General features: G+C 71.4%; 21 protein-coding genes and 1 pseudogene. 12 read left to right on the top strand and 10 right to left on the bottom strand.

Annotated elements, in window-relative coordinates; genetic code table 11:
• The first annotated feature begins 18 nt into the window (after positions 1-18).
• Positions 19-1248: a M20 family metallopeptidase gene (locus MUY14_RS38835; RefSeq protein ID WP_247017041.1), complete on the top strand. Its 1230-nt coding sequence runs from the start codon at positions 19-21 to the stop codon at positions 1246-1248.
• Here MUY14_RS38835 and MUY14_RS38830 read toward each other — a convergent pair.
• Complete coding sequence (locus tag MUY14_RS38830; protein ID WP_247017039.1) at positions 1245-3191, bottom strand: phosphocholine-specific phospholipase C; 1947 nt, start codon at positions 3189-3191, stop codon at positions 1245-1247. The genes MUY14_RS38835 and MUY14_RS38830 overlap by 4 nt on opposite strands.
• Before the next feature lie 67 nt (positions 3192-3258).
• Between MUY14_RS38830 and MUY14_RS38825 the strand changes: the two genes are divergently transcribed.
• The 3 genes from MUY14_RS38825 to thrS all read left to right on the top strand — a co-directional run bounded on the left by MUY14_RS38825 (position 3259) and on the right by thrS (position 5559).
• Positions 3259-3636 (top strand): VOC family protein, encoded by a 378-nt coding sequence (locus MUY14_RS38825; protein WP_247017037.1) that lies wholly within the window; start codon positions 3259-3261, stop codon positions 3634-3636.
• Between the two features lie 25 nt (positions 3637-3661).
• Positions 3662-4132 carry a heme-degrading domain-containing protein gene (locus tag MUY14_RS38820; protein WP_247017035.1) on the top strand — a complete coding sequence of 157 codons (471 nt, stop codon included), beginning with the start codon at positions 3662-3664 and terminating at the stop codon, positions 4130-4132.
• 128 nt (positions 4133-4260) lie between these two features.
• A complete protein-coding gene (gene thrS / locus MUY14_RS38815; RefSeq protein WP_281506211.1) occupies positions 4261-5559 on the top strand; it encodes a threonine--tRNA ligase in 1299 nt (432 codons plus the stop codon).
• On the opposite strand, the gene MUY14_RS38810 is transcribed toward thrS, so the two are convergent.
• The 5 genes from MUY14_RS38810 to MUY14_RS38790 all read right to left on the bottom strand — a co-directional run bounded on the left by MUY14_RS38810 (position 5486) and on the right by MUY14_RS38790 (position 10443).
• The gene (locus tag MUY14_RS38810; protein ID WP_247017031.1) at positions 5486-6331 is read right to left on the bottom strand and encodes a MerR family transcriptional regulator; all 846 of its coding nucleotides are present in this window, start codon (positions 6329-6331) and stop codon (positions 5486-5488) included. The two genes, thrS and MUY14_RS38810, sit on opposite strands and share 74 nt — an antisense overlap.
• A 122-nt stretch (positions 6332-6453) precedes the next feature.
• Positions 6454-7281 carry an ABC transporter permease gene (locus MUY14_RS38805; protein ID WP_247017029.1) on the bottom strand — a complete coding sequence of 276 codons (828 nt, stop codon included), beginning with the start codon at positions 7279-7281 and terminating at the stop codon, positions 6454-6456.
• Complete coding sequence (locus MUY14_RS38800; RefSeq protein WP_247017027.1) at positions 7278-8171, bottom strand: ABC transporter permease; 894 nt, start codon at positions 8169-8171, stop codon at positions 7278-7280. Before MUY14_RS38800 ends, MUY14_RS38805 begins: the two co-directional genes overlap by 4 nt.
• Positions 8168-9217, bottom strand: a complete 1050-nt coding sequence (locus MUY14_RS38795) for an ABC transporter ATP-binding protein (protein WP_247017025.1) — start codon at positions 9215-9217, stop codon at positions 8168-8170. Before MUY14_RS38795 ends, MUY14_RS38800 begins: the two co-directional genes overlap by 4 nt.
• Positions 9214-10443, bottom strand: a complete 1230-nt coding sequence (locus tag MUY14_RS38790) for an extracellular solute-binding protein (protein ID WP_247017023.1) — start codon at positions 10441-10443, stop codon at positions 9214-9216. Before MUY14_RS38790 ends, MUY14_RS38795 begins: the two co-directional genes overlap by 4 nt.
• A gap of 56 nt (positions 10444-10499) precedes the next feature.
• On the opposite strand from MUY14_RS38790, the gene MUY14_RS38785 reads away from it, so the two are divergent.
• From MUY14_RS38785 to MUY14_RS38775, 3 genes are all read left to right on the top strand, one after another.
• A complete protein-coding gene (locus tag MUY14_RS38785; protein ID WP_247017021.1) occupies positions 10500-11417 on the top strand; it encodes a dihydrodipicolinate synthase family protein in 918 nt (305 codons plus the stop codon).
• 476 nt (positions 11418-11893) lie between these two features.
• A complete protein-coding gene (locus MUY14_RS38780; protein ID WP_247017019.1) occupies positions 11894-12934 on the top strand; it encodes an acyl-CoA desaturase in 1041 nt (346 codons plus the stop codon).
• Entirely contained in the window at positions 12931-13119 is a 189-nt protein-coding gene (locus MUY14_RS38775; protein ID WP_247017017.1) for an RGCVC family protein, read from the top strand. The genes MUY14_RS38780 and MUY14_RS38775 overlap by 4 nt, the downstream gene beginning before the upstream one ends.
• On the opposite strand, the gene MUY14_RS38770 is transcribed toward MUY14_RS38775, so the two are convergent.
• Positions 13116-14072 (bottom strand): RNA polymerase subunit sigma-70, encoded by a 957-nt coding sequence (locus tag MUY14_RS38770; RefSeq protein WP_247017015.1) that lies wholly within the window; start codon positions 14070-14072, stop codon positions 13116-13118. The two genes, MUY14_RS38775 and MUY14_RS38770, sit on opposite strands and share 4 nt — an antisense overlap.
• Before the next feature lie 211 nt (positions 14073-14283).
• On the opposite strand from MUY14_RS38770, the gene lysA reads away from it, so the two are divergent.
• Positions 14284-15627 carry a diaminopimelate decarboxylase gene (gene lysA, locus MUY14_RS38765; RefSeq protein WP_247017012.1) on the top strand — a complete coding sequence of 448 codons (1344 nt, stop codon included), beginning with the start codon at positions 14284-14286 and terminating at the stop codon, positions 15625-15627.
• Here lysA and MUY14_RS38760 read toward each other — a convergent pair.
• The gene (locus MUY14_RS38760; protein ID WP_247017010.1) at positions 15605-16225 is read right to left on the bottom strand and encodes a TetR/AcrR family transcriptional regulator C-terminal domain-containing protein; all 621 of its coding nucleotides are present in this window, start codon (positions 16223-16225) and stop codon (positions 15605-15607) included. The two genes, lysA and MUY14_RS38760, sit on opposite strands and share 23 nt — an antisense overlap.
• Positions 16226-16262: 37 nt before the next feature.
• On the opposite strand from MUY14_RS38760, the pseudogene MUY14_RS38755 reads away from it, so the two are divergent.
• The 3 genes and pseudogenes from MUY14_RS38755 to MUY14_RS47400 all read left to right on the top strand — a co-directional run.
• A pseudogene (locus MUY14_RS38755) lies at positions 16263-16352 on the top strand (FAD-dependent monooxygenase); the annotation flags it as partial.
• A gap of 185 nt (positions 16353-16537) precedes the next feature.
• The gene (locus MUY14_RS38750) at positions 16538-17338 is read left to right on the top strand and encodes an FAD-dependent monooxygenase (RefSeq protein WP_247017008.1); all 801 of its coding nucleotides are present in this window, start codon (positions 16538-16540) and stop codon (positions 17336-17338) included.
• On the top strand, positions 17269-17475 hold the full coding sequence (locus MUY14_RS47400) for a hypothetical protein (RefSeq protein WP_396126877.1): 207 nt from the start codon (positions 17269-17271) through the stop codon (positions 17473-17475). The genes MUY14_RS38750 and MUY14_RS47400 overlap by 70 nt, the downstream gene beginning before the upstream one ends.
• Here the strand turns inward: MUY14_RS47400 and MUY14_RS38745 are convergent.
• Positions 17472-19010 carry an APC family permease gene (locus MUY14_RS38745; RefSeq protein WP_247017006.1) on the bottom strand — a complete coding sequence of 513 codons (1539 nt, stop codon included), beginning with the start codon at positions 19008-19010 and terminating at the stop codon, positions 17472-17474. The genes MUY14_RS47400 and MUY14_RS38745 overlap by 4 nt on opposite strands.
• 264 nt (positions 19011-19274) lie before the next feature.
• Here MUY14_RS38745 and MUY14_RS38740 point away from each other — a divergent pair, with 264 nt between their 5' ends.
• Positions 19275-19751 (top strand): Lrp/AsnC family transcriptional regulator, encoded by a 477-nt coding sequence (locus MUY14_RS38740; RefSeq protein WP_247017004.1) that lies wholly within the window; start codon positions 19275-19277, stop codon positions 19749-19751.
• Positions 19752-19802: 51 nt separating this feature from the next.
• Here MUY14_RS38740 and helR read toward each other — a convergent pair whose 3' ends face one another.
• Positions 19803-22007, bottom strand: a complete 2205-nt coding sequence (gene helR, locus MUY14_RS38735; protein ID WP_281506210.1) for an RNA polymerase recycling motor ATPase HelR — start codon at positions 22005-22007, stop codon at positions 19803-19805.
• Between the last annotated feature and the right edge of the window lie 69 nt (positions 22008-22076).

Genomic DNA, 22076 nt, shown 5'->3' with positions numbered 1-22076 from the left:
TGGGGCACTATCGGGACCATGACCGGCCCCACTGACCTGCCCACCCTGCCCGGCACGCCGTTCGCCGGCCTCCTCGACGACGCGCGCGCGTTGCAAGACCGCACGGTCGCGCTCCGCCGCGCCGTGCACCGCAGGCCGGAACAGGGCCTCCACCTCCCGCACACGCAGGCGGCGATCCGGGACGCGCTGGCCGACCTGCCGCTGGAGATCACCGAGGGCAAGGCCACGACGTCGCTGACGGCCGTCCTGCGGGGCGGGCGGCCCGGTCCGGCGGTGCTGCTGCGCGGCGACATGGACGCGCTGCCGCTGACCGAGGAGACCGGGCTCGACTTCGCCTCGGAGGACGACGAGTCGATGCACGCGTGCGGGCACGACACGCACGTCGCGATGCTCGCGTCCGCGGCGCGGCTGCTCGCCGGGCGGAAGGATCAGCTGGCCGGCTCGGTCGTGTTCATGTTCCAGCCGGGCGAGGAGGGCCACCACGGCGCCCGCTTCATGATCCACGAGGGCGTGCTGGACGCCGCCGGGAAGCGGGCCGAGCGCGCGTTCGGCGTGCACATTCTCGCCAACGCGCCCAGCGGGCGGCTGCAGCTGCGGCCCGGCCCGCTGATGGCGTCGGCGGACTCGTTCACCGTGCGCGTCACCGGCAAGGGCGGCCACGGCTCCGCACCGCAGCACACGATCGACCCGGTGCCGGCGGCCGCGGCGATGGTCGGCGCGCTGCACACGATGATCACGCGCCGGGTGAGCGTGTTCGACCCCGCGGTGCTCTCGGTGACCCGGATCCAGGCCGGCACGACGTCGAACATCATCCCGGAGACCGCCGAGCTCGAAGGCACCATCCGCACGCTGTCCGAGCAGACGCGCGCGCTGGTCCGCGCCGAGCTGCCCAAGGTGTGCGAGCAGGTCGGCGCCGCGTACGGCTGCCGCGTGCTCGCCGACGTCGAGCCGGGCTACCCGGTGACCGTCAACGACGACCGGATCGCGGCCGAGGTGCTGCGGCTCGGCGCGACCGTGCTGGGCCCGGAGAACGTCGAGCTGCTCGCCGACCCGCTGATGGGCGCCGAGGACTTTTCCTACGTCCTGCAGCGCGTTCCCGGCGCGTACGCGTTCCTCGGCGCGTGCCCGCCCGGCGTCGACCCGGCCGAAGCGGCGGCGAACCACTCCAACCGCGTCGTCTTCGACGAGGACGCCATGCCGAGCGGCGTCGCGATGCTGGCTGCTTTCGCGCTGGACTCCCTCCGCTAAGGCCCGGTCCGCGACGGGCGGCCGTCTTCCAGATGGCCGGCGAAGCGGCGACGCCACCCCGGGACCTCGAAAGCGACGTCGTACCAGCCGTCGCGCGTCGGCACGGGGAAGTCGCGCGAGGCACCCGGCGGGACCACGACGTCGTTCAGCGTGACCGGCGCCGGCCCGCTGTTGGTCACCGTCACGCGCAGCGCCGGCGTGCTCACGAAGGTGACGGCGGCATCGAGACCGGGCCCGCCCGAGGCCTCGACGACGAAGCCGTTCGGGCCGTGGATCGCGATGTCGTACGACCCGGAGTGCGGGATCCGGCCGGTGACCTCCCCGTTCGGGGGGACGTCGAAACGCTGCGGCGGGCCGCCCACGTGGTAGGCGTACGCGGCCAGCTGCAGCGCCTGCGTGCCGTGGTTGGCCAGGTGCAGCTTCAGCGCGCTCGGCTCGACGTCGGCCCAGGCGACCGGCTGGTACGGCAGCGGGCGCGCCTTGGCCGTGCCGGGCTCCTGCACGAGCGCGCCCGGCCGGACCCGGGGCTTCGGCAGCCGTGCCTGCGTCCGGTCGGCTTCGGCGCGCAACGCGCTGGCGTCCGGCAGCAGCGGGATCGTCGTGTCGTGCGTGCGGAAGTCGAAACAGCTGGTCAGGTCACCGCAGATGGCGCGACGCCACGCCGAGATGTTCGGCTCGCGCACGCCCGTCCACGTCTCGAGGAAGCGCAGCACCGACGTGTGGTCGAAGACCTGCGAGTTCACCCAGCCACCGCGGCTCCAGGGTGAGATAACGGTCATCGGCACCCGCGGCCCCAGTCCGATCGGCGCGGGCGCCCCGGACGCGGCGCCCCGCTCCGGCCGGTTTCCCGGCAGGTACTCGCCGGGGGTGCCGGGAGGCGGCGCCGGCGGGACGACGTGGTCGAAGAAGCCGTCGTTTTCGTCGTAGTTGATGAAGACCACGGTGGATTCCCAGAGGTCCGGCTTGTCCCACAACCCTTTCAGCATCCGCTGGATGTAGGCGGCGCCGTCGACCGGCCGGGCGGCGGGGTGCTCGCAGTAGCCGTACGGCGCCACGACCCAGGACACCGCGGGCAGCGTGCCGGCCGCGCAGTCGGCGAGGAACTCGGCCAGCACGTGGTCGACGTCCCGGCCCCGGCCCGAGTCGGGCTTGAGCTTCTTGCGCAGGTTCGCGCGCTCGGCCAGCCGCCGCTTCACGGGGTCCATCGAGTACAGCGCGTCGTGGTAGTTCTGGAACAGCCACAGCGGGTTGTCGCCGTAGTCGCCGACGAAGTGCTCGGGGACGCCGCGCTCCTCGTCGTTCGCGTAGATCCGCCACGAGACGCCCGCCGACTCCAGCCGTTCGGGGTAGGTCGTCCAGCGGAACGAGGGCTCGTAGTCCGGCGCGTTGCGCGTCGCGGGGCCGCCGGCGACGCCGTCCGGGTCGATCGTGCCGGTCCAGTGGAACAGCCGGTTCGGGTGCGTCGGGCCCTGGAGCGAGCAGAAGTAGTTGTCGCACAGCGTGAACGCGCTCGCCAAGGCGTGCTGGAACGGGATGTCGTCACGCGTGAAGTACCCCATCGTCATGGGGCTCTTCGCGGTGATCCAGCCGTCGTACGCGCCGCCGTTCCACGCGCGGTGCGTGCTGTTCCAGTCGTGCGGCAGCTCGCCGAGGTCCTGACCGTCCACAACGGACGTGTCGATCCGGAACGGCAGCACCGGGTCGCCGGCACCCCGCTGGCGGAAGACGTCGCGAAGCGCCGCGCGGTCGCCGAAGCCGCGTACGCCCGCCATGGTGCCGTAGTAGTGGTCGAACGACCGGTTCTCCTGCATCAGCACCACGACGTGGCGGACGTCGTCGATCGTGCCTTTCCGCGACGCGGGCGCGCACGCGGCGGACAGCGCGCCGGCCACGGTGACCGCGGCCGCGCCGCCCAGCACCGTGCGCCGCCGGATCCGGCCCATGTCCACCTCCTCGTCCCCTGGTCAGCGGCCTGACCGGAGTACCTTTCGCGCCGAGAGAGGTGAAGCCATGCTCAACTCAGCGGATTTGGTCGCCTTCGCACCGTCGAGCGACCTCGAGCGCTCGCGCGCCTTCTACACGGATGTCGCCGGGCTCGAGTTCATCGAGCAAACCCCCTTCGCGTGCGTGTTCCGGAGTGGCCGGACGATGGTGCGCGTCACCGCCGTGGCCGAGTTCACGCCGCAGCCGTTCACGGTGCCCGGCTGGGCGGTCGCCGACATCCGGGCGACCGTGGCCGAGCTGCGTGGCCGCGGTGTCGAGTTCCTGACGTTCGACACGCTGCCACAGGACACCGACAAAATCTGGACCACGCCGGGCGGCCGGATCGCGTGGTTCCGCGATCCCGACGGAAACGTGCTGTCGCTGACAGAGTTCACTGGCAATTAAACAACAGTGTTGCTTTAATGGCGGCATGACCGACGCCGACGCCCTCGCCCAGCTCGCCGAGCAGGAGGAACGCCTCCAGTTCACGAAGTTCGACAACGAGACCGCGCTCGCCCTCGGCCAGCAGCTGCTGACGGCCGCGCGCGACCGCGGCCTGCCGGTGACGATCTCCGTCCGCCGCAACGGCCAGCGCCTCTTCCACGCGGCACTCCCGGGCACGTCGGCCGACAACGACGCGTGGATCGACCGCAAGAGCCGGGTGGTCGACCGCTACGGCCACAGCTCCTTCCTGATCGGCACCCAGTTCCGCGCGAAGGGCGGCTCGTTCGAGGAGGACAGCCGCCTGGACCCGGACGTGTACGCGGCCCACGGCGGGGTGTTCCCGGTGCTGGTCCGTGGCGTCGGCCCGGTCGGGACGGTGGGCGTGTCGGGGCTTCCGCAGGCCGAGGACCACGCGTTCGTCGTCGAGCAGCTGGCGCTGTTCCTCGACGGTTCCTGAGGCCGGGGCCGCGAGGCGACGGTGCACCGAAAAGAACAGGCCCGGAGCACTCCCGCTTGCTACCGTCGATCCCATGAAGCGCGCCTTGACGACGACGCCGGAGAGTGTCCCGGCGCGCTGATCCACGCATGCCAGCCCGGGGCGGTCGCCCCGGGCTTCGTCTTGTGGTGCTCCGCCTCGCCGTTCACGAGGAGTCCACGATGCACGACCACCGCAAGCTCGGCCGCGAACTCGGCCTGTTCGGTTCCGATCCGCTGATCGGCGCGGGCCTGCCCTATTGGCTGCCCGACGGCGCCGAAATCCGCCACAGCCTGGAGGAATACGTCCGCGACCTCGAACGGCACGCGGGTTACCGGCATGTCCATTCGCCGGTGCTCGGCAAACGCGAGCTGTACGAGATTTCCGGGCACTGGGACCACTACCGCGACGACATGTACCCGCCGATGGACGTCGGCGGCGAGCAGCTCGTGCTGCGGCCGAGCCTGTGCCCGCACCACGCGCTGATCTACCGTTCGCGCGGCCGCAGCTACCGCGAACTGCCGCTGCGGATCGCCGAGCTCGGCGGGATGTACCGCAGCGAACTGTCCGGTGTGCTCGGCGGGCTGGGGCGCGTGCGCGCGATCCAGCTCAACGACGCGCACATCTTCTGCGCTCTCGACCAGGTCGAAGCCGAGGCGGGCGCAGCGCTGGCGCTGATCCGGCAGGCCTACGACGCGCTCGGCATCAGCCCGGCGCGTTACCGGCTTTCGCTGCCCGGCGAGGGCGGCAAGTACGTGGCCGGGAACTGGGACCGCGCCTCGGAGATCCTGCGTTCCGTGCTCGAGCGGAGCGGGCTCGCGTACGACGAGGCCGAAGGCGAAGCGGCCTTCTACGGGCCCAAGATCGACGTCCAGATCGCCGACAGCGCGGGCCGCGAATCGACCCTCTCCACCGTTCAGGTCGATTTCCACCAGCCCGCGCGGTTCGGCCTCGAATACGTCGGCGCGGACGCGGCGAAACACCGGCCGGTCATGGTGCACCGGAGCATCATCGGCAGTGTCGAACGCGCGGTGGCGCAGCTGATCGAAGTGCACGGCGGCGCGTTCCCGGCCTGGCTCGCACCGGTCCAGCTGCGGCTGCTCCCGCTGTCCGAAGCCGAAGTGCCGTACGCGCGGGAAGTCCTCGATCGCTGCGGCGACCTGCGGGCCGAGATCGCGGCCGAAGGCAGCCTCGGCGCGCGCATCCGGGACGGCCGGCTGGTGCCGTTCCAGGCCGTGCTCGGTCCGGACGAGGTGGCCGCCGGACGGCTGTCCCTGCGGATGCGCGACGGAAGCCGGCTCGACGCGCAGCCGGCCGGGGACGCGCTGGCCTGGCTCAGGGGCGAGAGCTCGCCGCCGTCAGCCAATCGAGGGCCGGGGTCAGGCTTTCCGGTGCCGCCCAGCCGTTGATCACGGCGAGCAGTTCCAGGTAGCGCTCGCGGCGTGGATCGTTGACGGTTTCGAGCCACTCCCGCAGCTCACGCGGGTCACGGCCGAGGCCGTCGACGATCAACGTCGCTTCCGGCGCGTGCGGGGCGATCCCCGCTTCCAGTGCCGGCGTGACGGCGGCGCGCACCTCGGCGGCCAGGTCGCGGCGCAGGCCGACTTCGTACCGGTCTGCGAGCCGGCGCAGAGCCGCGCGGAACTCCGCGTCCCGCATCAGCTCGGCCAGCGCGATCCACGCGTCGAGCTGTTCGGGGCTCGGGTCTTCCGGCAGTTCCGGGGTCAGCGTCCTGGCGATCCCGGCCAGTTCGGGACGGTCGCCCAGCGCCTCGGCGAGGAAGTCGCCGACCAGGTGCCGGCGCTCCACTTCGGACAGTCGGGCCAGTTCGTGCAAGAGTCTCGTCTCCTCCGTAGTCGATCCGCGGCCGGCGATCGCCGTCAGCACCGCTTGGCGCAGCCGCAGCACGCGGATCTCCGCGTCCAGCGCCGCCGCGTGCCGGGCCGCGATGTCGGCGACCGCGACTTCCCCGTCGGCGATCCGGCGGATCGTGGCGAGGTCGAGGCCCAGCTCGCGCAGGGTGCGGACGAGGCCGAGCCGGGCGAGGGCGGCATCGTCGTACCGGCGCTGACCTGCGGCGTTGCGCCCGGACGGCGGCACGAGGCCGCGATCCGAATAGAACCGGACGGCCTTGATCGTCAGTCCCGTCCGCCTGGCCAGCTCGCCGATCGAATACCGCATGCCCTCAGCCTGGCAGCTCCCCTCGGGGGAGCCGCAAGCCTTGTTTCACCCCATCGTGTCGATCACGTGTTCGACTATCCGCGGTAACGTGGATCACATGAGCGAACGAGCACCGCCGGCCGTCAGGTCTCTTCCCGGATCCGGGTGACCAGCTGGGTCGGGTTCACGAACCGCAACGCGACGAGGAGGAGCAGGAGCATGGAAGCCGTGTAGATGGTCGCCATCGCGTCCACGGACTGGTTGGCGCGGATGCCCGCGGCGAACACGGAGTTGTACAGCGCGACCACGAGGGTCGTCGAGTCCGGGCCGGCGGTGAGGAACGTCAGCTCGAACATCCCGACGGTGCGCACCAGCACCAGGATCGACGCGGCCAGGATGCCCGGCAGCAGCAGCGGGCCCAGGATGCGGGTGAACACCGACGTCGTCCGCGCGCCGGACATGCGCGCCGCAGCTTCGATCTTCGGGTCGATCTGTTCGATGAACGGCGTCATGGTCAGCACGACGAACGGCACGGACGGCACCAGGTTCGCCAGGATGACGCCGGTGGTCGTGCCGGCGAGGTGGACCTTGTACAGCACCGTGGCCAGCGGGATGCCGTAGGTGATCGGCGGGATGAGGATCGGCAGCACGAACAGCAGCATCACCAGGCGCTTGCCGGGGAACGACCGGCGGGCCAGCGCGTAGGCGGCCGGGACGCCGACAGCCACCGACACGGCGATCACCACGAGCGCGACGACCGCCGTCGTCAGGAGGACGTCCGAGAGGCCGAACTCGCGCCACGCGTCGGCGTACCAATGAGTGGTGAAGCCGGCCGGGAGCCAGCTGCCGAACCACTGCGTGCCGAACGAGTCGACGACCACCGAGAGCACCAGGCCGGCGAGGTTGACGAAGAAGAACGCGACGACGGCCCAGACGACCCAACGTCCGGGACGCGCGACCCAACCGGTCATCCCTTGCCTCCGGTCGCTCCGCGGTAGAGCGTGGCGCGCCACGCCATGACCAGGCCGATCACGATCAGCATGACCACCGCCATGAGCATCGCGACGGCCGAGCCCATCGAGTAGTCGTACTCCTCGAACGCGGCGTGGTAGGCGGCGATCGAGATGACGCGGGTCTCGTTCGCCGGGTCGCCGGCCAGCTGCGCCGAGGGGAACACCGAGAACGCCATGACGAACGACAAGCAGAAGGTGATCGCCAGGCCGGGAGCCAGCAGGGGCAGCGTGATGCGCCGGAAGCGCTGGACGCCGTTCGCGCCCAGCGTCGCGGCCGCCTTCTCCAGGGAAGGGTCGATGCCGGAGAGGTACGACAACGTCAGCAGGAAGGAGAACGGGAAGCCGGTGATCACGAGCGACAGCAGCACGCCGGTGTAGTTGTGGATCAGCGGCAGCGGCTGGTCGGTGATGCCCAGGACGGTGAGCACCTTGTTCAGCCAGCCCGCCGGGCCGCCGTACATGATCAAGCCCTGCGCGGTGAGCACCGTGCCGAGCGTGATCGGCACGACCAGGATCGTCGTCAGGAGGCGCTTGCCGCGGACGCGGCCGCGCAGCACGTACGCGATCGGGATGCTGGCGAGGACGTTGATGAACGTCGCGGGCAGCGCGATGCCGAGCGTCGTCCAGATGGTGTCGCGCAGGTAGGGGTCGCCGAAGAACCGGGCGTAGTTCGCGAAGACGCCGCCCCGGCGTGGGGCGAAGGACAGCTGGAGGCCGTAGAGGAAGGGGTACAGGAACAGGCAGGCGATGACGAGCAGGCCGGGCACCAGCAGGAGCAGGGTGCGGTCGATGCCGCGTTCGGCCAGGCGGTGGCGCAAGGCCGGGCGGGCCGCCGTCGCGGCGGTCACGGTGCGAACACCAGGACCCGCTCGGCCGGGACGCCGATCTTCGCGGTGTCGCCGGGGGCGAGGCGCTTGTCCGTGCGGAAGTAGACCGGCGTGCCGGTCGGCAGCCGGGCGGAGACCGAGAGCTCACGGCCGTGGTACTCGACGATCTCGATCGTGACGTCGAGGGCGTTCTCCGCGCCGTCGCCGACGACGAAGTCCTCGGGGCGGATCGCGACCTTCGCGGGGCCTTCCGCGAGCGAATCGCGGTTCGCGCCGGTCAGGCGGACGCCGTCGCCTTCGACGGTGACCGAGGGGCCGGCGGCGGCGGTGACCGTCACGTCCAGGAGGTTGCGGTAGCCCATGAAGGAGGCGACGTAGCTGTTCACCGGCTGCGCGTAGACCTCCTCGGGGGTGCCGATCTGCTGGACCGTGCCCTCGCGCAGCACCACCAGGCGGTCGGCCAGCGACAGGGCCTCCTCCTGGTCGTGGGTGACGTAGACGGTGGTCAGCCCGAGCGTCTGGTGGAGGCGGCGGATCTCCATCCGCATCTCGAGGCGGAGCTTGGCGTCCAGGTTGGACAGCGGTTCGTCCATCAGGACCACCGGGGGCTCCAGCACGACGGCGCGGGCGATGGCGACGCGCTGTTGCTGACCGCCGGAAAGCTGCGCCGGGAACTTCGCCGCGTGCTCGGTGAGCTGGACGAGGCGGAGGGCGTCGTCGACCCGGCGGCGGGCTTCGGCGCGGGCGACCTTGCGCATCTTGAGGCCGAAGCCGACGTTGGCGCGGACGGACAGGTGCGGGAACAGCGCGTAGTTCTGGAACACCATCCCGAACCCGCGCTGCTCGGGCGGGCGGCCGTCGATGCGGGCGTCGTCGAGCCAGATGCTGCCGCCGGTGAGCGGGAGCAGGCCGGCCAGGCAGTTGAGGGCCGTCGACTTGCCGCAGCCGGACGGGCCGAGCAGGGCCACGAACTCGCCGCAGGTGATGGCGAGGTCGAGGTCGCGCAGGGCGTTCGCCGTGCCGAAGCTGCGGGAGACCCCGTCGAGGCGCAGCTGCTCGAACGTCACTTCTTGCCGACCTTCGAGCCGCCGATCAGCTGGTTCCACTTGTCGAACGCCTTGACCTGCTGGTCGGCGGGCAGCGACGTCTCTTTGGGGTACTGCGCGATCCACTGCTCGTACTCCGGGCGCCCGAACTGCTTGATCGTGTCCTGGCTCTTCTGCGGCGCCATCCGGAGGGTGACGTCCTTGACGGCCGGGCCGGGAAAGAAGTAGCCGTCGTCGTAGGCGATCGCCTGCTGGTCCGGCTTGAGCATCCACGCGATCAGCTGCAGGATCGCCGACTCCTGGTCGGGCGAAAGGCCCTTCGGCATCAGGGCGTACTGGGCGTCGGTGACCCAGTGCATCGGCTGCATGATCGCGGTCTTGACCGTGTTGGGCACTGTGCCGAGCTTGCGCGGGTTGATGTCCCAGCCGGTGGTGGACGTGATCATGTCGACCGAGCCCGAGGCGAGGTTCTTCATCGTCTCGGTCGTGCCCGAGGGGTAGTACTTCACGTACTTGCCCAGCTCCTGCAGGAACGCCCAGGTCTTGTCCCAGCCCTTGTCCGGGTCCTTCGGGTCCTTGTCGCCGAGCAGGTAGGGCAGGCCCATCAGGAACGTCCGGCCCGGGCCGGAGTTGGCCGGCTGCGCGTACTGGAACTTCTCGGGGTGCGCCTTGGCCCAGTCGAGCAGCTGCTGCGGGGACGCCGGAGCGGCGGGCACCGCGCCGGGGTTGAACTCCAGGAGCGGGCCCGAGGGGTAGTAGACGACCTCGACGCCGTAGCCGTTGGCCAGCTCCTGCATCTTGGCCGCCGGCTCGAGGTAGTTCTGCATCAGGTTCGGGAAGCGGCCGGAGAAGTCCGGGAGGACCTTGGCCAGGGTGCCGTTCGCGATGCCGGCGGAGAGGCCGTCGGTACCGCTGAGAACGAGGTGGGTCTGAGCGACGCCGCCGTCCTGTTCGGCCTTCAGCTTGCCCGCCATGCTCGGGGCGGGCGCGGTCGAGTACGTGACCTTCGCGAGCACTTCGGGGTGGGCGGCCTTGAAGTTCTCGATCATCTGCTTGGTGAGCTGCAGGTTCCCCGCGACGTCGAGGATGTTCAGCTCGACCGGCTTGCTCGGTTTGTCCGGCACGGCCTGGGGGTCCGCGGCCTGGCCGCCGCCGTCGCCGCCGGGGGCGCCACAGGCCGCCAGCGCGGCCGCAACGCCCGCTGCCAGCACCACTCGTCGGAATCGGAAGCCGGTGCGACGGTGCATGGCTGCTCCCTGGGTCCGTGTTAATGTTGTACGCCGCATCGTATATCAGATAGGACATGTCAGTGGCGAGTGCGTTCGAGGAGCAGAAGCGACGACTCTCGGGCGTGGTGGCCATCCCGGTCACGCCGTTCGACACCGAAGGCGCCGTCGACGACGGGACGTACGCGAAGCTGGTGGACCGGCTGATCACCGGCGGCATCGAGGTCGTGACGCCGAACGGGAACACCGGCGAGTTCTACGCGCTCGACGCCGCCGAAGCCCGGCGATGCCTGGAAGTGACCGTCGAGGCCACGGCCGGGCGGGCGAGCGTGCTCGCCGGGATCGGCCACGACGTCGCTTCGGCGACGCGGGCCGCCGCGCACGCGCGGGACGCCGGGGCCGACATGATCATGATCCACCAGCCGGTGCACCCGTACATCTCCGGTGACGGCTGGGTCGACTACCACGCGGCGATCGCCGGCGCGGTGCCGGAACTCGGCGTCGTGCTCTACGTCCGCAACCCCGCGATCGCCGGCGAGCAGCTGCGCGCGCTGGGCGAGACGGCACCGAACGTCATCGGCGTCAAGTACGCGGTGCCGGACCCGGTCCGGTTCGGCTCGGTGGCGCGCGACGCGGGGTTCGACCGGTTCGTTTGGATCGCCGGACTGGCGGAGCTGTCCGCGCCCGGCTACTTCGCCGTCGGGGCCACCGGCTTCACGTCCGGGCTGGTGAACGTCGACCCGGCGACGTCGCTGGCGATGTTCCGCGCACTGTCCACAGGGGACTACCCGGCGGCGATGACCGTCTGGGAACGGATCCGGCCCTTCGAAGAGCTCCGCGCCGCGAACGGGAACGCCAACAACGTCAGCGTGGTCAAGGACGCGCTCGCCCAGCTGGGCCTGTGCCGCCCCGACGTCCGGCCGCCGAGCCGGTTGCTGACCGCGGGTGAACGCGAGCAGCTCTTCGGCATGCTCTCGTCGTGGGGGCTTTCGTGAAGGGTGGCGGCCCATCGGCGCGCCGGAGCACGATGACACCGAACCCGGCTCGCCGACGAGCCACCTGATGACCGGAACCGCGACGGAAGAAAACAAGCTGTAGCAACCCATCTGGGCGCCTCGAGTGTCGCTTTTGGCGGCTACGGGCGGCTGCTCGCCGGCTGATCAGCCGGCACGGTTGCGTACGAGCGGGTTTCCGACCCGGACTCGGCTCCTGTCCCCGGCCGGAGCGATCCGGGCGGGAAGTTCTCGGGTGTGTGGTGGGTCACCTTCATCCCGATGTGGCTGACTGTACACCGATCCGGCAGGTTTCGGGGAATTGCCACCAGGGCGCCGGAGTGGGAGGCTGGGGGCAGGACGCGGTATCCACCGTGTCGAGGCCCCAGTGCCCTTTTCCCGGACCGGACCCGGACCCCGTCGGGGCCGGAAACCGTTGCTGGACAAGCCTTTACGACTTACCCAGAGCGGTGATCCCGATGACTTCCACCCGAAATCCGGAGCTTCCGGCCACAGCCGGAAGCGACTTCGCCGAGCTGTCCCGGCTCATCAAGGACGCCGGGCTGCTCCGACGGCGGCGGCGGTACTACGCGGTGCGGATCGGGCTCAACCTCGCCGCGTTCGGCGGCGGCTGGGTCGCCTTCGCCTTCCTCGGCGACTCGTGGTGGCAGCTCTTCCTCGCCGCGTTCTTCGCGATGATGTTCGCGCAGCTGTCGTTCATCGGCCACGACGCCGGGCACAAGCAGATCTTCCGCAGCCGCAAGGCGAACGACGCGACCGGGCTCGTCCACGGCGGACTGACCGGGCTGAGCTACGGCTGGTGGATCGGGACGCACTCGCGCCACCACGCCAACCCCAACAACGAAGACGAAGACCCGGACGTCGACATCGCCGCGCTCGCGTTCAGCAAGGCGCAGAGCTCCCGCAAGCGCGGCTTCCTGCGCTGGATGGCGAAGTACCAGGCGTTCCTGTTCTTCCCGCTGCTGCTGCTCGAAGGCCTCAACCTGCACGTGTCGAGCGTGAAAGCCGTGTGGCGCAGGGACGTCCGCCAGCACAAGCTCGAATCCGCGCTGCTGATCGCGCACCTGGTGGCCTACCTCGCCGCGGTGTTCATCGTGCTCTCGCCGCTGACCGGGATCATCTTCATCCTGGTGCACCAGTTCCTGTGGGGGCTGTACATGGGCTGCTCGTTCGCGCCCAACCACAAGGGCATGGAGATGGTTTCGGCCGGGCACAAGCTGGACTTCCTGCGCAAGCAGGTGCTGACCTCGCGCAACGTCCGCGGCGGCCCGGTGGTGGACTTCGCCCTCGGCGGGCTGAACTACCAGATCGAGCACCACCTGTTCCCGAGCATGGCCCGGCCGAACCTCAAGCACGCGCAGGTGATCGTCCGGGACTTCTGCGCCCGGCAAGGGATTTCCTACGCCCAGTGCGGCTGGGCCCGCTCCTACTGGTACGTGTTGCAGCACCTGCACGAGGCGGGTGAGCCGCTGCGGCGGCCGGCGAAGGTGGCGGCGTGACCGCCCCGGAGACGGCACCCGAGGTGCCCCGCGCCGGTGTCCGGTGCCCGAGCTGCCCGCACCTGCTCGGCACGCACGACGCGATCGCCCGCCGCTACTGCGCCGCGACCACGGCCGGTCAGGGAACCGACCGCGGCTGCGTGTGCGGCTCGGCGCAGGACCACGTCGAAGAGCCGACCCGCTAGAGCGCGTCCGGCAGCCCGAACGCCGGGAACACCGACGGCACGAACGTCGTCACCTCGGTGACCCGGTCGCCGCCGATCGACAGCGCGTTGAGGCCGAACGCGCGGAACCGGCCGTCGTGACGCAGGTACGTCGCGACGGCCGGGCCGCCGTTCGCGCGGGTGGGCAGCATGCGCAGCTCCATCGTCGCGGTGCCGTGCAGCACCGGGGCCCAGCCCTCGAGGACCGTCGCCAGCCCGCCGTACCAGGTCGGGTCCGGGCCGGGGTGGCCGCCGGCGCCCGGCTGGTGGCTGCACCGGACGTCGTCGCTCAGCACGGCCGCGATGGCCGTGTCGTCCGCCGCCGTGATCGCCGCGATGTAGCGGGAAACGACCGCCCGCTCTTCGCCGCTCGACTCGACGCGCCACTCCGTGCGCCGCGAAGGCAGTTGCTCCTTCAGCTCGGCCCGCGCCCGCTGAAGCGAGCTGTTCACCGAAGCGGGGGTCGTCTCCAACGCGGTCGCCGTCTCCTTCGCCGACCAGCCGACGACGTCGCGGAGGATCAGCACCGCGCGCTGCCGCGGCGAGAGGTACTGGACGGCGGCGAGGAACGCCAGCTCGACCGTCTCCCGCGCGATCGCCACGTCCAGGAGGTCGTCCGGCGCCGGCTGCAGCCACGGGACGGCCGCCGCCGGCCGGGGCGCCAGGTGCGAGCCGGAAGCCACCGGCAGGTCCACCGAAGGAACCACGCGCGGTGTGCGGTCGAGGAAGTCGAGGCACGCGTTCGTGGCGATCCTGTACAGCCAGGCGCGCACGCTCGCGCGGCCCGCGTACTGCTCACGGCCGCGCCACGCGCGCAGGAACGTCTCCTGCACCAGGTCCTCGGCCTCGTCCAGGGAGCCCAGGAACCGGTAGCAGTGCGCCCGCAGCTCACGCCGGTGCTGCTCGGTCAGTGCGGCGAACTCGGTCTCGTCCATCGTGTCGGTAACCATGCCCGGTGTGACGGCGCCCAGCACGGAAAATCACCTCTTCGCAGGTCACGCGCACTGTGGCCGAAGTTACCCGCGCGTTAAAGACGAGTAAGCGAGCGACCGGAACCCGTCAGGACCGCATTCACGGGGGACGCCCGGGGGCGCGGCCGGCGGTGTCCTGACGGGGTCCGATCCGCCGCGATGCCCGGAGGCACCCGTGACGCTCAGCGAGCTCCTTCCCAGCCTCGGCTGCGAAGCCGCCGATCACCTCGAGCCAGGAGTCTGGCCGCGAAGCACCCGACTCGGCGAAGACGGCGAGCTCCTCTTCGCCGGCGCGCGAGTCAGCCACCTCGCCGCCCGCTTCGGGACGCCCGCCTACCTCCTCGACGAGCAGCAGGTCCGCGACACCGCCCGCGAGTACCGCGAAGCGCTCCCGGACGTCGAAGTCGCGTACGCGAGCAAGGCGCTCTGCACGCGTGCCGTGCTGCGCTGGGTCGCCGAAGCGGGGCTGTCGCTCGACACCTGCTCCGCCGGGGAGATCGCCGTCGCCCGGTCCGTCGGCTTCCCCGCCGAGCGGATGCTGCTGCACGGCAACGCGAAGACGCCCGAAGACCTGAAGGCCGCGCTCGGCTACGGCGTGCGGCGGATCGTGGTCGACTCGCTCGACGAGATCGAGCAGCTCGGCGCGCTCGCCCACAGCGGGCAGCAGGTGATGATCCGGGTGACGCCGGGCGTCGCGGCCGGGGCGCACGCGGCCATCAGCACCGGCACCGAAGGGCAGAAGTTCGGGTTTTCGCTGCTCGACGGCGTTCCCGACAACGTCGACGCCGCCGCGGCAGCACTGCGGGCGCAGCCCGGGTTGCGGCTGGCCGGGCTGCACTGCCACATCGGTTCGCAGGTCTCGCGGGTCGACCGGTACGAAGCCGCCGCGCGGCGGATGGCCGAGGTGCTCGTCCGGTTCCGCGACGCCCACGGCGTCACGCTGCGGGAGCTCGACCTCGGCGGCGGGCACGCGGTCCCGTACGTCGGCGGCGAGCCCGCGTTCGACCTCGGCGGCTACTCGCGGCGCCTGCGCGTGGCGCTCGCCTACGAGTGCGCGGCGCACGACTTCCCCTTGCCCCGCTTGACGATCGAGCCGGGCCGGGCGATCGTCGGGCCGGCCGGGATCACGGTGTACCGCGTGTGCGCGGTCAAGCGCGGCAGCCGCACGTTCGTCGCGGTCGACGGCGGCATGAGCGACAACGCGCGCCCGTCGCTCTACGGCGCCCGGTACACGACGCGCCTGGTCGGCCGGCGCTCCACCGCGAAGCGCGTCCCGATGACCGTCGTCGGACGGCACTGCGAGGCCGGCGACGTCCTGGCTGACGGCATCGCGCTGCCCGCCGACCTGCGCGCGGGCGATCTGCTGGCCGTGCCGTGCACCGGCGCCTACCACCACTCGCTGGCGTCGAACTACAACCAGGTCGGCCGCCCGCCGCTGGTCGGGGTGAAGAACGGCGTCGCGACGCTGCTGGTGCGCCGCGAGACCGAGGAGGACCTCAGCCGCCGCGACCTCGGTTAGCCGCTTCGAGCCCGGCGAGCAGCACGCCGAGCGCGTACCGGAAGTCATCCTCGACCGTCGACCCGGCCCGTTCGCGCAGGCCGCGGGCCATCAGCGGGAACGGGAACGCCGCGGACGCGATCACCGCGGCCTCCTCCGCCGGCGGCAACCGCGTCTGGTCCTCGACGGCCCGGCCGAGCACGAAGTGCACCAGCACCCCGGACGCGCGGGTCGCCTCGCCGAGCGGGAAGCCCGCGTCGTGCAGGACACCGGTCGCGCGCTCGGCGAGTTCACCGAGCGCGCGGGCCGCCCGGAGGTCCGCGCCGAGCGCGACGCGGGCGCCGTCGCGGTGCGCGAGCAACGCCGTGTGCAGCGCGAAGCCCGCTTCTTCGAGCCACGCGAGCCACGGCCCGGACGCCGGCAGCCCGGCGACGACCGGCGCGACGATCGCGTCCGCCATGTGGTCGAGCAGTGCGCGTTTGCCGCTGAAGTGCCAGTACAACGCGGGTGCCTTGACGCCGAGCTCGGTGGCCAGCCGCCGCACGGTCAGCTTGTCCAGGCCCTCGTCTTCCAGCAGCTTCAGCGCGACGCGGACGGCGTCGGCGACCTCCAGCTGCATGCTCCTCCTTGACGCCTTAACTACTTAAGGAGAAAGCATGGATGCCGACGTGATCGTCGTGGGCGCGGGTCCGGTGAGCCTGTTCCTCGCGGCGGAGCTCAAGCTGGCGGGCGTCGAGCCCCTGGTCCTCGAGCGCCTGAAGACCCCGTCCGAAGAACCGAAGGCACCAAGGACCTCGCCCGCGACCACGGCAGCACCCGCGGCCACTTCGCGAACATCTTCAAGATCGTCCCGCGCGAAGACCGCCCGCGGACCAACATCTGGCAGCCGGAGCTGGAACGCGTCCTCGCCGGCCACGCCGCGGGTGTCCGGGTGCTGCGCGGGCACGGGGTCACCGCGGTCGAGTCCGATGTGGACGGCGTCACGGGCACCGCGGAAAAGGCCTGGCGCGCGAAGTACGTCGTCGGCCGCAGCACCGTCCGCAAGCTGGCCGGCTTCGAGTTCCCCGGCACGCCCGCACTGCTGCGCACGATCGCCGGGCAGGTGCGCTTCGCCGGCGAAGTCCCACCGGCCGGGCGCTACCCCGGCGGGGCGTTCCTGCACGGCGGCAGCATGGTCGGGATCACCGAGCCCGCGGCGAACCCGGAGCCCGTCACCGCGGCCGACTTCGCCGCGAGCGTCCGGCGGATCACCGGCGCGGACGTCGTCGTCGAGGAGTTCCGCGAGGAACGGCGGTTCGGCGACCAGGCCCGCCAGGTGCCCGGCTACCGCCGCGACCGCGTCTTCCTCGCCGGCGACGCCGCCCACGTGCACTCGCCGAGCGGCGGCCAGGGCCTCAACCTCGGCCTGCTCGACGCGGCCAACCTCGGCTGGAAGCTCGGCGCCGTCCTGCGCGGCGAAAAGCCCGAGACGTTCCTCGACACGTACACGCGCGAACGGCACCCGGCCGGCGAAGCGGTGCTGCGCAACACGCACGCGCAATCGGCGTTGCTGGCGCCCGGTCCGCACGTCGACGCGCTGCGGGAGATCGTCGCGTCCGCGACCGGTACGACTTCCCTTACCCCGCCCCGAAGCCGGCCGGCGAGCACTGCCCGGACGTCGAAATCGTCGATGCCGACGGCCGCGAATCGAGACTGCACGAGCACACCCGCACCGGCCGCGGCCTCCTGCTGACCAGCGACCACGTCACCGAACCGCGCGTGGACGTCGTGTCCGCCACGAACACCGGGCCGCTGCTGCTCCGGCCGGACGGGGTCATCGCGTGGGCCGGCGAAGGTTCACCGGCCACCGCCCTCGACACCTGGTTCTAGCCCGGTTCGATGACGTCGCCGCCGCGCCGCACCACCCCGCGTGGCAGGCGGCGCCCGGCGAAGAAGTCGCGGCAGGCGCGGTGCACCGCGAACATCAGCGGTACCCCCAGCGTGATCGACACCACGCCGATCACCGCCACACCGCCGATGCCGAACACCGTCGTCTCGCCCGCGTCCGGCCGCGCGTACTCGACCAGCGCGAACCCCAGCACGGCCAGGAAGAACACCCCGCCGAGGAACGGCAGCAGCCCGCGCAGCAGGAAGTTGCGGGCACTCGCGAAGAGCGTCCGGCGGAACACCCAGACGCAGGCGAGCGCCGTCATCGTGTACTCGATCGCGATGGTCAGCCCGACCGCGTCGACCGAGTCCGCCAGCACGTTGTCGCTGACCAGCGCCAGGAGCACGTACACCGCGAGCGAGACCAGCCCGAACGTCCAGGTCGCCACCGACGGCGTCCGGAACCGCGGGTGCACGCGCCCGAAGACGCGGGGCAGCGCGCCGTGGCTGGCCATCGACAACGTCGTGCGCGCCGCCGGCATGATCGTCGCCTGGCTGGTGGCGGCGCCGCTGGTCAGCACCGAGACGATCAGGAGCACGCCCAGCACCTTGCCCGCGGTGCCGTCGCCGAACACCGCGCCGCCGAGCCCCGCGAGGACGTCTTCGGAGTTCGCTTCGTTGCCCAGCCCGACGCCCTCGCTCCCGACGCCCGCGAAGGCCAGCGCGGCGACCGTGACGAGCAGGTAGTTCAGCACCAGCAGCACCGTCGAGAGCACCGCCGCGCGGCCCGGCGCGTGCCGCGGGTCCGCCGACTCTTCGTTGACCGACAGCGAGCTTTCCCAGCCCCAGTAGATGAACACGGCGAGCAGCACCGCCGAAACCGCCGTGCCGGCGCCCACCCCGCCCGGCCACAGCCAGTCGAGGCGCGGCACCGACGCCTGCGGTCCGGCCGTGCCCGCGAAGACGCGGACCAGCGCCACGACCGAGAAGAGCACGAGGACGACGAGCTCCACGCCCAGCAGGATCCACTGCGCCCGCGCGGAGACCTCGATCCCGCGGTAGCAGAGCCAGCACAGCGCCAGCAGCCACCCGGCGCCGATCGCCGTCGTGAGCCACCGGTTGTCCGCCGCGCCGGACGCGCCGAACAGCAGCAGCGTGTACCGGCCGGTGAGCGCGGACTGGCTGCTCATCACCAGCAGCTGCGCGACCGTGACGACCCAGCCGGTGAACCACCCCGCGTGCGGGCCGAACGCGCGCGCCGCCCACGTGAAGTTGGTCCCGCAGTCGGGTTCCGCGGTGTTCAGCTCGCGGAACGCGAGCGCCACGAAGAGCACCGGCACGAAGGACAGCAGGACGAACGCGGCCGCCTTGAACCCGGTACCGGCCAAGACGATCAGTCCGAGCGTCGCCGCGATCGAGTACGCCGGAGCGGTCGACGACATCCCGATGACCATCGACGACACCATGCCCAGGGCGCCGCCGCGCAGCCCCTTTCCGGGGACGGCGGGAGCGACGCCGAGCGCCACGGCCTCCGACATGCGTTGGTCCTCCTGGGGCAATGCGAGACGACAGAGCCGCCAGACGGTACCCGGCGGGACGCGCCGAGCGCGTGCGGCTGTGCGCGGGCGCACAAAACCGCCTCGGAAAGCCTCGTGATTTTCGTCCCCCGCCACCGATTCCTCGGCAGACGGCGACGTGCACGCCGGATCACGCGAAGCTGGCGCGGGGGTCTCGCTTTCTGGTCAGGTCTCGATACGCTGCGCACTTGACAAATCACATGCCGAAACACAGGGAGGGACGGCATGGGTGAAGATTCACGTGCGCGCGGACTGGACAACACGGACAGATCATTGATCGCCCTGCTCCAGCAGGACGGCCGCGCGTCGTTCACCGCGCTCGCGAAGGCGGTCGGGCTTTCGGAGGGGGCCGTCCGCCAGCGCGTGCAGCGGCTGTTGCGCGACGACCTCATGCAGATCGTGGCGGTGACCGATCCGGTCAACGTCGATCTGACGAGGCAGGCGATGGTCGGGATCAGCGTCGACGGCGCCGATCCGCGCGAGGTGGCGAACAAACTCGCCGAACTGCCGAACGTGCACTACGTCGTGTTGTGCGCCGGGCGGTACGACCTGCTGGCCGAGCTCGTCTGCCGCGACGACGACCACATGCTCGAGGTGCTCGGCGAGGAGATCCGGCAGATCCCGGGCGTTTCCGGGACCGAACTGTTCGTGTACCTCAAGCTGGCCAAGCAGAACTACTCGTGGGGCCGGCTCACGGCGTAGCGGTCGTGAGTGAGAAACAGGGTCAGAACACTGTTTCTCACTCACGAGGCACTAGACGAACCGCCGGTGCCCGGCCCGGGCGGGAGCCCCGGCTTCGGCGAGCCCGCTCAGCACCGCCGGCAGCGGTTCCCGGTGCAGCACGCCGAGGCGCTGCGTGGCGCGCGTGAGCGCGACGTACAACTCGGCCGCGCCGCGCGGGCCTTCGGCGAGGATCCGCTCCGGTTCGACGACGAGGACGGCGTCGAACTCCAGGCCCTTGGTGGCCGACGGCGTCACCGCGCCGGGCACGCCCGGCGGCCCGATCACCACGGCCGTGCCCGCACGGCCGTCCTCGTCGCGGGCGAATTCGCCGATGGCGGCCGGCAGTTCGCCGTCCGCAACTTGTCTGGACCAGGGCCGGACCCCGCTCGCCCGCACCGATTCCGGCGGCCGCGCGTCCGGGGCGAACCGCGCGAGCAGGGCACCGGCGACGGTCATGATCTCCGCCGGCGTGCGGTAGTTCACGGTCAGTTCGCGGTACTGCCAGCGGTCGCCGACGTAGGGCGCGAGCACCGGGCCCCACGCCGTCGCCCCGGCCGCCGACCGGCGCTGGGCGAGGTCGCCGACGATCGTGAACGAGCGGCTCGGGCAGCGCCGCATCAGCACCCGCCAGTCCATTTCGGACAGTTCCTGGGCCTCGTCGACGACGACGTGCCCGTACGTCCAGTCCCGGTCCGCCGCCGCGCGTTCGGCGAGGTCGCGGGTGTCGCGCTCGACGAACCGCTCGGCCAGGTCCTCGCCGAATAGCAGGTTCTCGGCGCTCAGCAGGACGTCTTCGTCCATTTCCTCGCGGTCCAGCTTGAGGACGTCCAGCACGCCGGCGGAGTACTCGGCCTCCTCCGCCGCCTGCTTCCGCCGGGCCGCGCGGTCGGCGGCCTCGTCGTGGCCGAGCAGGTCGACGAGCTCGTCCAGCAGCGGCACGTCCGACACCGTCCAGGCGCTGCCGTCCGCGCGGAACAACGCGGGATCGGCACCGGCGGCCGCGAGCCGCCGCGGCGACAGGTACAGCGGTGCCAGCAGCGTCTCCGGCGTCAGCTCCGGCCACAGCGCGCCGAGCGTGGCGTCGAGCTCTTCGTGCCCGGCCAGCTCTTCGCGGACGTCGGCGCGGAGATCGGCCCACGCCCCGCGGTCCTCCGGGGTCAGCCAGCCTTCGCCGATCTTCGCGACCGCACGCTCGGCGAGGATCGTGACGACGTGCTCGCGGAACACCGCGCGGGCTTCGTTGTGCGGCAGCCCCGACCGGCGCGCTTCGAGCCGGGCCTCGGCCGCGACGTCCGCGTCGAGGTCGACGGTGACGTCGGCCAGCTCGACCGGCACCGGTTCGTCCGGCACCCGCTGCCGGTCGGCGACCGCCGCCGCGAGGACGCCGGCCATCTTCGAAGATCCCTTGAGCCGCGCCACCTCCGGCGCGTCTTCGGCGGTGACGCGCAAGCCGGGGACGAGGTCGCCGGTGGTCATGAAGACGACGTCCGATTCGCCGAGCGACGGCAGCACGCGGCCGATGTGGTCGAGGAACAGCGGGCTGGGCCCGACGACCAGCACGCCGGTGCGCGACATCCGCTCGCGCCGGGTGTAGAGCAGGTAGGCGACGCGGTGCAGCGCGACGGCGGTCTTCCCGGTGCCCGGGCCGCCTTCGACCACCAGGACGCCGGCGTGGCCGAGCCGGATGATCTCGTCCTGCTCGGCCTGGATCGTCGCGACGATGTCCCGCATGCCCTCGCCGCGGGGTGCGGTGACGGCGGCCAAGAGCGCCGCGTCGCCGCGTTCGCCGGCACCGGGACGGCCGAACACCTCGTCGGTGAACCCGGTCACCCGGCGGCCGAGGGAATGGAACTGGCGGCGGCGGTGCATCTTTTCCGGCGACGCCGCGGTGGCGACGTAGAACGGGCGCGCGGCCGGCGCCCGCCAATCCAGGAGAAGGGGTTCGTAGTCGTTTTCGCCGTCGAAAAGACCGATCCGGCCGATGTACCCGCGTTCGCCCGAAAGGGCGTCCAGCCGGCCGAAGCAAAGGCCGTTGTCGACGACGTCCAGCCGGGCGGCTTCCCGGGCCCGGACGCGCACATCGGCGTCCCGTTCCACCAGTGCGATCCCGGTTTCCCCCAGCGCGGTCCGGTAACGGGCCCGCGCCTGCTCGCGTTCGCGGTCGAGCCGCGCGTACAGCCCGGCGATGTACGCGCGCTCGTCCCGCAATTCCTCGTCGTACCCCTGATTTGACAATTTCCCCTCACAGCGGTTAGACTGGCTCCAGGTTCGGCGGGTTCTCCTTGTTGTTTCGGAGAGCACGCC

Origin of the sequence: Amycolatopsis sp. FBCC-B4732 (assembly GCF_023008405.1) — a bacterium.
Classification (GTDB): domain Bacteria; phylum Actinomycetota; class Actinomycetes; order Mycobacteriales; family Pseudonocardiaceae; genus Amycolatopsis; species Amycolatopsis pretoriensis_A.
The sequence above is the reverse complement of the archived record's forward strand: the minus strand, read 5'-3'. Positions and strand labels throughout refer to the sequence as shown.